We start from the raw sequence: 10,288 nt of genomic DNA on the forward strand, positions 1-10,288 counted from the left end.
GCATCCGATATTTCTGGAATTACTTATATCTGCATTCAGGTAAAAGAAAATTCTCTGGAACATTTTACAGCAGAGGATGCCGTAATCGGCTAATTAAAAGTATTTATTTACACAAATGCACAGTTCACGATAAGCTAAGAACTGTGCATTTCTTTTTTGTTCAATATTACGTTTTCTCAATTTTTCAAACAAGAAGTTATCAGTGATTATCTTTTAGAAAACAGTCAATTACAGCGACGCCAAATCCAAGAACACCTAGGACATATCCCCAAAAATTATTTGTTGTCACAGCAATTCCTAAAGGTATTATTGCAATCCCCAATAACTCAATCTTAATTCCTTTCATCGCAAATACCTTCGTTACAAACTAGAAGTTATCTATTTCTCCTCTTCGTTAAGACCTAGTTCATTACATATTACTTGCTATCCATCATACCTTATTCTTTCTACCAGCGTTTCCTTTTTCAGATTACTGCTTAAAACGCAGGAAAGTACAATCTGCAACAGACCAACCAGCAAAATCATAGCAAGAATTGGTGTAATTGGAACATGATAGACATTCATTCCAAATATTCCATTATGTTTTGCATAGGAAAAAAGTGCATAGCCGAGCGGCAGACCAATGATCAAAGCTACGCATATGGTGCCAACCGTAAAAATCAGTCCCTGTAACTGCAGACATAAATTTAATTGTTTATTTGTCATACCCACAGCCTGTAATATACCATATTCCTGCTTTTTTGTCGTAATATTCATGATCATGGTATTCGCCATATTCATAAACCCGATGAGTCCTACAATAGCCATAAACAGATAACAGCCAAGCTTCATCATGCTGCTTGCAAATTCGGCAGATTGTAACTGCGCATGATAAGTATCCATTTTTATATGCGAAGTATTAGAAATCAAAGTATTCAGACTTTGTTCTACAGATGCCACATCTTTTTTATCACAGTCCACCCACAGATAGCCATAGGCTGTTCCTCTCGGATTCATGGAACGATATACACCTTCCGGAATGACAAGATAAGTGTCCGCACTTACAAAAGATCCTGCAATCTTTCCCTGATAGGTATAGGTTCCACTTCCATTCTCAAAGTCAAATGCAATGGATTCACCCGGAGCATATCCATCTTGTTCCATCCACGTTGACCAGCCAAAGAAAATTTCACCATTCTTTACCGCCTGATCATAGTCCATAGATCCAATATCCCCGTCTTGGCGCATAAAATCAAAATCATTTTTACTCACAATATCAGCCGGAAATCTTGTTCCGTTCAGATTTACAGAGACAATCTCTCTCGTCATGACATCTGTTACTCCCGGAATGCTTTTGATTTCTTCAATCAGCGAATCATTCAATGGATCATCCGTCAGAATCGTATCCAGATTATTCTCCGGATATCTTTCATCATACTCAGCAGAATAGTCAAGCTGCAGTTCAAATTGTCCATGATTAACGGAAAGACGTGCTTCATGCTCCGTGTCAATATTTCCCACATAATTAGAGATAATTACAAACAATACACAGGAAAGCCCCATGGTAAGAATCGTAGCAATGGTTCTTTTCGGATTGCCTGTCACATTTGCCATTGCCATGGAGAAAACGGTGACATCTTTTCTGCCTTTTCGTCTGCCCTGTTTTTGCGTTTTTGAGCCGTCAAGATACCGTGTCGCTTCGATGGGTGAAATCCGTGAAACAATTTTCATGGGTTTGCGCAGAGCCAAAACGACCGTAAGAAACGATACAAAAATGCAGATGAGCATAATTGTCAGTGAAAACAGAGGCACCTGATGGTTCTTGATTCCGGACGATACCAGATTTCCCTGCTCCACCAGCCAGTTGAAGCTGACTTTTGCAATCAGGAAACCAAACAGCAGCCCCAGCGGTATCGAAGGAACCGCCAGAAGAATGCCCTCACGAAAGATCAACTGCTTCATCTGCTTTCTGGTTGCACCCAGCGCCTTGATTTTTCCGTACTCCTGAACCTTCTGGGCAATCCCGACCTGGAAGATATTATAAATGACCACAACGGAAAACAGCACGATTCCGAGGATCAGGGTTCCACAAACCACAATCATTTCATAGCTCGGCTGCAATACCCACTGCAGGTAGAGGTCATTGATGATCACGTTTTTCTGGTCAATGCCGCAGGAATCCGCGATTTCTTTTATAACAGGCGCAACATTATTCATAGATACATTTGCAGAATCGCTCAGGGTAAAATAGATATTATATTGCCTGTCACCCTCCGCAACACGCTCATTATAAAAATCCTGCGAACCGAATACAACATAGGAAGCCTCCATGGTATATTCATCCCGGTCATATAAAATCCCGCTGACAGTAAATTCCACCGGTGCGTATTCCGACTGCATGCCGGAACGGTACTCCAATGTTACGGTGTCTCCGACCTTTACATCATGGTATCCCACTGCATCAAAGAAAGCGCGTCCTGCGGCAATTTCCTGCGCCTTTTCCGGATAGGTACCTTCCTTCAACACATATTCCTGATTATAGGGAAGCATTTTCCTGACCGTTTCATCCGCACTGACAAAGCCGCCATTTTCATTTCCTTTCAGGATGCCCTCCGTACACATGATGCCGATATCAGATATCTCAGCTCTGCGTTCCACTTCTTTTAATTGCGTACCATCTGCGGCGATAAACAGGCCGTAGTTGCTTCCGTATGAGCTTGCCGCCTGACTTTTCTGTAAATGAATTACCCCATTTCCCACAGTACTGATGATAACAAGCAGCATCGTGGTCAGACAGATTGCCATCATGATCAGTATACTTCTTGTCCTGTTCCTTTTGTCATTGCTATATGCAATCCTGCTTATTGTCTTCATCTGAAATCCACCACCTGTCCGTCCTCAATCACCAGAATACGGTCAGCGACCTGTGCAATTTCGTCATCATGGGTAATCATTACAATTGTCTGTCCATATTTTTTTGCTGTCATCTTAAGCAGAGCGATTACCTCATCACTGGTCTTAGAATCAAGATTTCCTGTCGGCTCATCTGCAAATATAATTTCCGGACGATTCACCAGTGCTCTTGCAATTGCTACTCTCTGCTGCTGTCCTCCGGATAACTGATTTGGCAGATTATAAATCCGGTTTTCAATCCCCAGAGTTACAATGATATCATTTACATACGCTTCATCCACTTTTCTTCCATCCAGCCCCAGTGGCAGTACAATATTTTCCCAGACATTAACAGATGAAACCAGATTAAATGCCTGAAAAACAAATCCGATTTTTCTTCTGCGGAAAACAGCGAGGGCATCTTCCTTCATCCTGTATAAATCTTTCCCTGCTAAAGTAACACTGCCTTTTGTCGGGGTGTCTAGCCCTCCAAGCATATGAAGTAATGTACTTTTACCGGAACCTGACTTTCCGACAATTGCGACAAATTCTCCCTGCTCAATCTGAATGTCCACCTGATTAACCGCTTTGACCTGATTCTCACCTGCGCCATAAAACTTACAAAGCTGCTTGGTTTCTAATATCACACTCATGTGTTGCCTCCTTTTCATCCTACATCCAAATTGTATCAGGGCAATCTTTCATTTCACTTTCAAAAAACGAGCAGAAGTCTTACAGAATTGTAAGATTTCTGCTCACTTAAAATTTAACCAACATATGGTAATTGAATCACAAACGTGCTTCCTTTTTTCTTTTTACCGGAGGTTACCGTAATCGTACCTGCGTGTTTTTCGATAATTTCTCTCGATAGAAAAAGTCCGATTCCTGTACCACTCTTTTCCATGACCTCCTTGGAACTTCCTCTGTAAAATCGTTGAAAAATTTTGTGATACTCATTCTGCGGAATACCAATTCCCTGATCCTCAATTTCCATTCTTACAAGATCGTTTCTTTTTTGTAACCGGATAAATATTTTTGAACCACACGGACTGTACTTGACCGCATTATCCAGAACGTTGATCACAGCTTCACCAAGCCACCTTTTATCCTGCATAATCGTGCATGTTTCCAGCTCTTTTTCATAGTCAAAAACGAATTCAATTTCTTTCTCATCCGCTTTAGGATAAGTGCGGTTCACAGCAGATATGACAGTATCCATAAGCGGAAGTTTTTTCTTATTAATCTGAATCAGTCCAGTTTCCATCTTGGATATTTCAAGAAGCGACTGCAATAATGTCTCCAGTCCATCCAGAGCACTCCGACAACGGATACGAAACTCCTCCTGTTCTGTGGCACTTAAGTCATTCTGCATCAGCACACTAAAACATGTATCCAAAGCTGCAACCGGTGTCTTTAACTGGTGAGAAATATCAGAAACCATTTCTTTCGTGTTCTCCTTTTCTGCCCTTGCTTCTTCCTTTATCAACTGAATATGATGTCCGATTGCTTCAAGCTGGTCATTCAATTTTTCCAGTTCTGCATGATTTTCCGTTTTCAGTAAATCATCAAATTTATTTTCACGGAATCTGATCAGAATTTCTTCCAACTGGTCTAATATTTTCTGATGACACGCATCTTCTTTTTTCTTCCAATAAAGTAAAAAAGTCAAAAGAAGCACGCATATCACAGTGCTTACAGCACCGGTCACCATAACCTGATGCTGGAATTGCATATAAAATGCATTCCCTTTATTTCCCCAGTATCCATATTGCTCCAATAATCGCCTTCCCTGTTCGTTAGTTTCAATATCCTTATCCTTAAGCAATTCCGAAACAGCATCCAGCCCGGAAAATTCTTCCTTTGCAGCAATCTCTGTCATAAGATTCATTTTATATTTATAATCTTCATAAAACACATACGTGGTAAAGCAATTTAATATTGCAAACACTAATATGGCCGGCAATACCAAAGACAAAGCTGATGTGAGTTTCCTGTGATATCTCTTTGTCACTGCCTTACCTCCTGATTCCATATATACCCAAGACCTCTGATATTCTTTATATAGACCGGTGCAGCCGGATTGTCTTCGATTTTCTCACGGAGTCTTCTGATATTGACAGCGATTGTATTTTCATCCACAAAATCCCCTTCCAGATCAAACACATTTTCCAATATTTGTGTTTTTGAAAGAATCTGTTTCGGATTCTGAAGAAAAAAAGTCAGCATTTTCAACTCCGTTTTTGTCAGACTGATTTCACGACTCTTTATCAGGACTTTCATTTCTCCTGCGATAAATACGATATCTCCCGAAATCATCTTTCCGGCTTCCGTTTTCTCCTGTCTGCGGCGGAAATGTGCTTCTATTTTCAAAAGAAGTACCGAAAGACTAAACGGCTTTGTAATATAATCATCTGCCCCTGCTTCATATCCCATGACCTGATCCATCTCCTGATCTAGTGCTGTAAGACAAATAATGTATGTATTATAATTGCATCTCATCCACCTTACAAATTCCAGTCCATTCCCATCCGGAAGATTCACATCACAAATGGTAACATCCACATTATTATCACTTGCAATTCTTTTCGCTTTTTTCACTGATTCTGCTGAAAAAACCTCATATCCGGATTTTTTCAGTGAGAATGTAATTCCACGATTTAAATTTTCATCATCTTCAACCACGAGTATACCTGGCATAGCATATGCACCTCTCTTTATTCTATAATCAACATTTTCTTTCACAAATTATATCAAAAAACACACCTTGAACAATAATTTGTACTATCCTCGTAACCATCTACAGATATCAACCACTTGCACTCCTTTGTAATCATAAGTTTCATGGTGTGTTCTTGCAATTATCATCTTAGGATATGCATCTCTTATTGCAAGCAAAGGCGAGTATTCTCTTTCAAATGTTTTTTCATCTGAAATATTGTCGCTTACCTGAATATATATTTGAGCCTCACGTTTTTTAGCTACAAAATCCACTTCCTTTTTATAAAGTTTTCCCACATATACCTCATATCCTCTCCTACGCAACTCCAGATAAACAATATTTTCATAAACTCTTTCAAAGTCCATGTTTCGTGTACCATTGACTGCATAACGAAATGATGTATCACAAAGATAATATTTACTATTATTTGCCAGATATTTTTTTCCTTTTAAATCATACCGTTTTGCCTCATAGAACAGAAATGCATTTTCTAAATAACCAATGTATTTTGACACCGTCTTTCTGGTTATCTCGCTCTGGTCATTTTTTAAAGTTTTGCTGATATTATTAGGCGAAAGTAAATTACCGATGTTATCCATCATGAATTCAGATATGTTGGTGAACTCTGATTTATTTCTTATCTTATACTTTTCAACCAAATCCCTGATAAGAATGGTTGAATACACATCTCTAACGTAATCATACTGTCTGTCCTCAGTCTTATATACATAAGATCCCGGCATACCACCGGTGCGTACATACTGATCAAATGCTTCATCATACCTGTCTGTAATTCCATAATAAGTTAGATATTCCGCAAAAGAAAATGGATATACTTTTATTTCCATCGTTCTTCCGGTAAAAAGTGTTGCCAAATCTGAACTTAACAAAAATGCGTTTGAACCGGTAATATAAATATCATAAATTCCTTTTGTATAAATACTATTAATTGCAAGTTCAAACTGCGGGCACAACTGAACCTCATCAATCAGTAAAACATTAGTCATTCCCTCTTTGTGCTGATCCAGGATATACTTATGCAATGCATGATATTCCAATAAATGATCAAACTCTAATTCCTGAAGGTTTATCATAACAATATTTACCGCTTCCTCTAATGACTTCAGGTAAGAGACAAACTCTTGCAGCAATACCGATTTACCGCTTCGTCTGATGCCCGTAATTACTTTTATATCCGGTGTCCCATACAATTCAATCAATTCATTTAAATACTCTTTTCTTACAATAAGCTGCATGCAATCATCTCCTATTCCCACTTTTTAAATAATTTTTATTTTTCGGTAATACATTTTATAAACTGATATTATCACACTCTATGCCTTCTGTCATTATTCTATTCCCACTTTTTTAAAATTATTCATTTTTTGGTAAATGCTTATGGGAAGTCACTAAGGAACAGACTGCTTATCTGTATCATAGGATTCTAACCTCTGCCGGGTACTCCGCCAACTCCTCCATTTCTTTGAATTTTATGATTTAATCTTCTTTGATGGTTACAGTGTATATCAATAGGTAGGGCATAAAAATCCCTGCTTTTTTATGTAATCTATAGCAAAAGGCCCAGATGGAATGGTTCCTAATCTGAGCCTATGAGACGTACTATTTCTTAAAATGCCGCAATCTGTAATCTAATAATTCTAAGTCATTGTGAGAACCTTCATCATCTTCAAATTCACCCAAATATGTCACATCATGATATTTCTGGCCATCATACTCGTATGTCTGATGCATATAAGAGACCAGATCTCTGCAATTATTACTGCTCACACAAATGTGAAATAGGCCACCGCTATGTTCCAGAAGTAGAAGTAACTGACTTGTCAAATATCATCCTGGAAACCATTGCCGTTCTAAATGAAATCACCCCTCTTACCAGTCGGCTGATCCAAATCGTCCGTGATGGCAAGATCAGCGATGATGAGATGAGGGATTTTGCTTTTATCAGTAAAAAACTGGATGAAATTTCTTTAGCCATAGACGCTCTGACTTTTTATGAATGTGACGTTACAAGTCCGATAATTCCACCAATAATCAATAGCGGAAAAGCTATATACATTAATCCGCCTACTACCATTCCAATCAATATCACTGGAAAGAAAATAACCGTACAAAGTAATTTCATGCAATATGGATAGGGTTAAACTTAACTACTATTTTTTCTTTGCGATATAAAATACATAACTGTAATAATCTACTACTAATCTAAAATAAAGCGATTATAAGCTATCCTTTTTCCTGTGTTTGTTTTAAAGTTTTCATCTATACACTTTTTTATCTTTTCCTGTTCTTTTTCTTTATCCATAACCGTTAAATTTTCAAGCAAATCAGCTTCCCATTGTATTTGAAAATCAAGTCCATCAATTTTAGATGGAGTATGATGGTTGCCTATTATAAAGCATATTCTATCAATATTTTTGTTATAGCCTACCTTTTTTAATATTTCTTTCGCTACTTCTGGTCCTTCCTTTTCTTGATAGACACCATCAATAGAACCGTATTTTTTTTGTGCTTCAACCGCACCAATATCATGTAGTATAGCAATAATACTGATGAATTCTTTTTCTTCCTCTCCGATATTTTCTCCTTTCATTATATCTTCTGCATTTTTCAAAACTTTGAGAGTATGCTTTATGCCAAAAGGAATTTCTTTGAATACTTCTTTCATCTCTATAATAATTTTTTCTTTAAACATAAATTACCTCCATTTATACCTTATAGGTGTTTTAGTTCTATCTATCCACTTTTTTGTTCGCCGATACAATCAGCATCATGGGACGGCGCATTTCATCCCGCATCCCCGGAATATCCATCATGTATTCCGGCGGCTGCGGCTCCACAATATGATTTATTATAAAACCATTTGAAAGCAGTGTATTTAGATATGTGGTCAGTGTTCTATGATATTTTGTAACCTTTTCTCCCAAAAACACAGCTGTCCGTTTGCCCTCATAATAATAATTATCCACCGGAAAATGCAGTATTTCTCCTTTTTCGTTATAATGCCAGTCTTGTGTTCCATAGGCAGTAAAAACAGGATGTTCAACCGTAAAAACTAGCTTACCACCAGACTTCAGTATTCTATATATCTTTTTTACTAAAATCTCATAATCTGCTACATAGTGAAACGCAAGTGAACTTAATATTACATCAAAACTCTCCTCTGGGAATTCCACATCTTCTATAGCACAGCATTTATATTCAACCTGTGGAAAATGTGTTTTTTCTTTGGCTACCTCGAGCATTTTATGAGAAATATCAACACCTACAACAGAAGACGCTCCGTGTTCCATCGCATAAATACAGTGCCATCCATAGCCGCATCCTAAATCAAGCACACGCTTATCTTTAAAATCCGGCAGCAGCTTTCTCAATGTTTCCCATTCTCCTGCACCGGCTAGTCCCTGCTGTGAGCGACTCATTTGACTGTATTTTTGAAAAAATATATTATCATCATATTTGTTTTCTTTTCCATATTCTACATAATTCAACCTCTTTCACCTCGCTGTAAACTTCCGATTTTTCGTTCTCTGCGACTTCCCAATAAACGGGAATTTGACTTGCCTATTTTCTTAAAATCTCATGTGGAGCTTCTATTTCATTTGCCAAGGTATGCTCTGTTAATTCTGACATCAATTTCAATTTTTTATTAATCAATGGTCGCATACAATTAGGAACATGTTCCTGATGCGCTCTGTGGATTGCTACACATTCCTTACAGTTTCCGTGATAACGACAGGCTTTCAAGCAAGGACAGTGATCTTTGTCTTTATACTCCTTACGAAATTCCGCTGCAAATTCTTCTTGCAGTCTCAGCCCCTCGACACGGTTTCCCTTATGAAATTCTACCATTGCATCCAGTTCTTTCTGGTTCCCTTCAATCTTCATGTTATTATAGCGCCTCAATTTCAACTATTCCTCATTTTCTGATAAATTCCCATACAAACTTGAATTTTCAAATTAGTCTTTGCAAATAACCTTTGAATCTTCACCATCAATTACAATTCCCTGACGGTTGTTAATTGGGCATAGATTCAAATCCGAAAACTCAGTCATTATTTTCTCGGTAACTTTCTTAAATGGTGCTGTAAGATAATGCGGAAGAACATAGAAATCAATCAAATCAATCCCTGCATCATCTTCTTGTGAGTAGTCCTCCGGCTTTTCATCCATTTGCTCGATATATTGGATGCTTGGAGCGCATATAATTGCGCCTGCCGACTCGCCGATCATCAATTTTCCATTTGCCAATTCCTTTTTCAGCAGTCCATCAGTTCCCGTTTTACGGAGCTGGTCCATAAGAAAGAAAGAATTTCCGCCGGTAAAATATATCACATCTGCTTCTTCAAAAACAGACTGTATCGTTGAATAAGCCTCCGTTGAAATATCAATTTCAGTTACGATCGCTCCCAACTTTTTGAATAATTTTCGAGCCGAGCCGACATAACCGGTGTAGCCTTCACGCAGTGAAGCTGTTGGAATAAATGCGACTTTCTTATTTTCAATTTCTTCCTTTATCAGACTTCCTACACTTGAAAAGTGCGAACATAAAAATAATTTCATCAATATTCTCCTTTATAAATTTCGATTGTTCGAGCTTTTTAAATACTAACGTACTTAATTCTGTTCAATAAGTGATTTATAGTAGTTACCAAAGTCAGCAAGTGAATTAACAATTGG

Annotated in this window: 11 protein-coding genes and 2 pseudogenes; 2 read left to right on the forward strand and 11 right to left on the reverse strand. The window is 37.9% G+C overall.

The features are described 5' to 3' along the window. Positions 1–93 (forward strand): annotated as a pseudogene (locus HED67_RS17500) (cupin domain-containing protein); the annotation flags it as partial. Between the two features lie 106 nt (positions 94–199). Here HED67_RS17500 and HED67_RS01525 read toward each other — a convergent pair. From HED67_RS01525 to HED67_RS17180, 7 genes are all read right to left on the reverse strand, one after another. After that, the gene (locus tag HED67_RS01525; RefSeq protein ID WP_215689801.1) at positions 200–346 is read right to left on the reverse strand and encodes a hypothetical protein; all 147 of its coding nucleotides are present in this window, start codon (positions 344–346) and stop codon (positions 200–202) included. A gap of 77 nt (positions 347–423) precedes the next feature. Then, complete coding sequence (locus HED67_RS01530; RefSeq protein ID WP_221717318.1) at positions 424–2,853, reverse strand: ABC transporter permease; 2,430 nt, start codon at positions 2,851–2,853, stop codon at positions 424–426. Continuing rightward, a complete protein-coding gene (locus HED67_RS01535; protein WP_221717319.1) occupies positions 2,850–3,524 on the reverse strand; it encodes an ABC transporter ATP-binding protein in 675 nt (224 codons plus the stop codon). Before HED67_RS01535 ends, HED67_RS01530 begins: the two co-directional genes overlap by 4 nt. Positions 3,525–3,637: 113 nt before the next feature. Next, positions 3,638–4,903 (reverse strand): sensor histidine kinase, encoded by a 1,266-nt coding sequence (locus HED67_RS01540; protein ID WP_221717320.1) that lies wholly within the window; start codon positions 4,901–4,903, stop codon positions 3,638–3,640. Then, positions 4,879–5,568 (reverse strand): response regulator transcription factor, encoded by a 690-nt coding sequence (locus tag HED67_RS01545; protein ID WP_008120506.1) that lies wholly within the window; start codon positions 5,566–5,568, stop codon positions 4,879–4,881. Before HED67_RS01545 ends, HED67_RS01540 begins: the two co-directional genes overlap by 25 nt. 84 nt (positions 5,569–5,652) lie before the next feature. Further along, a complete protein-coding gene (locus HED67_RS01550) occupies positions 5,653–6,846 on the reverse strand; it encodes an ATP-binding protein (RefSeq protein WP_221717321.1) in 1,194 nt (397 codons plus the stop codon). Positions 6,847–7,210: 364 nt separating this feature from the next. Beyond that, complete coding sequence (locus tag HED67_RS17180; protein WP_260702772.1) at positions 7,211–7,342, reverse strand: hypothetical protein; 132 nt, start codon at positions 7,340–7,342, stop codon at positions 7,211–7,213. Here HED67_RS17180 and HED67_RS17505 point away from each other — a divergent pair. Continuing rightward, positions 7,330–7,605, forward strand: a pseudogene (locus HED67_RS17505) (helix-turn-helix domain-containing protein); the annotation flags it as partial. The gene HED67_RS17180 and the pseudogene HED67_RS17505 sit on opposite strands and share 13 nt — an antisense overlap. 203 nt (positions 7,606–7,808) lie before the next feature. Here HED67_RS17505 and HED67_RS01560 read toward each other — a convergent pair. From HED67_RS01560 to HED67_RS01575, 4 genes are all read right to left on the reverse strand, one after another. Next, entirely contained in the window at positions 7,809–8,303 is a 495-nt protein-coding gene (locus HED67_RS01560; protein WP_221717322.1) for an HD domain-containing protein, read from the reverse strand. Positions 8,304–8,340: 37 nt separating this feature from the next. Beyond that, on the reverse strand, positions 8,341–9,030 hold the full coding sequence (locus tag HED67_RS01565; protein WP_221717323.1) for a class I SAM-dependent methyltransferase: 690 nt from the start codon (positions 9,028–9,030) through the stop codon (positions 8,341–8,343). A gap of 142 nt (positions 9,031–9,172) precedes the next feature. Further along, positions 9,173–9,496: a hypothetical protein gene (locus HED67_RS01570; RefSeq protein ID WP_004613237.1), complete on the reverse strand. Its 324-nt coding sequence runs from the start codon at positions 9,494–9,496 to the stop codon at positions 9,173–9,175. Between the two features lie 72 nt (positions 9,497–9,568). Beyond that, positions 9,569–10,171 (reverse strand): Type 1 glutamine amidotransferase-like domain-containing protein, encoded by a 603-nt coding sequence (locus HED67_RS01575; protein ID WP_007888235.1) that lies wholly within the window; start codon positions 10,169–10,171, stop codon positions 9,569–9,571. Positions 10,172–10,288: the final 117 nt, after the last annotated feature.

The organism is Pseudocoprococcus catus, from assembly GCF_019734885.1.
In the GTDB taxonomy this organism is placed as follows: domain Bacteria; phylum Bacillota; class Clostridia; order Lachnospirales; family Lachnospiraceae; genus Coprococcus_A; species Coprococcus_A catus.

Coding starts and splice junctions, on each gene's coding strand:
- HED67_RS01525 (WP_215689801.1), bottom strand. CDS start 346: ATGAAAGGAATTAAGATTGAGTTATTGGGGATTGCAATAATACCTTTA.
- HED67_RS01530 (WP_221717318.1), bottom strand. CDS start 2,853: ATGAAGACAATAAGCAGGATTGCATATAGCAATGACAAAAGGAACAGG.
- HED67_RS01535 (WP_221717319.1), bottom strand. CDS start 3,524: ATGAGTGTGATATTAGAAACCAAGCAGCTTTGTAAGTTTTATGGCGCA.
- HED67_RS01540 (WP_221717320.1), bottom strand. CDS start 4,903: ATGGAATCAGGAGGTAAGGCAGTGACAAAGAGATATCACAGGAAACTC.
- HED67_RS01545 (WP_008120506.1), bottom strand. CDS start 5,568: ATGCCAGGTATACTCGTGGTTGAAGATGATGAAAATTTAAATCGTGGA.
- HED67_RS01550 (WP_221717321.1), bottom strand. CDS start 6,846: ATGCAGCTTATTGTAAGAAAAGAGTATTTAAATGAATTGATTGAATTG.
- HED67_RS17180 (WP_260702772.1), bottom strand. CDS start 7,342: ATGCATCAGACATACGAGTATGATGGCCAGAAATATCATGATGTGACA.
- HED67_RS01560 (WP_221717322.1), bottom strand. CDS start 8,303: ATGTTTAAAGAAAAAATTATTATAGAGATGAAAGAAGTATTCAAAGAA.
- HED67_RS01565 (WP_221717323.1), bottom strand. CDS start 9,030: ATGAGTCGCTCACAGCAGGGACTAGCCGGTGCAGGAGAATGGGAAACA.
- HED67_RS01570 (WP_004613237.1), bottom strand. CDS start 9,496: ATGAAGATTGAAGGGAACCAGAAAGAACTGGATGCAATGGTAGAATTT.
- HED67_RS01575 (WP_007888235.1), bottom strand. CDS start 10,171: ATGAAATTATTTTTATGTTCGCACTTTTCAAGTGTAGGAAGTCTGATA.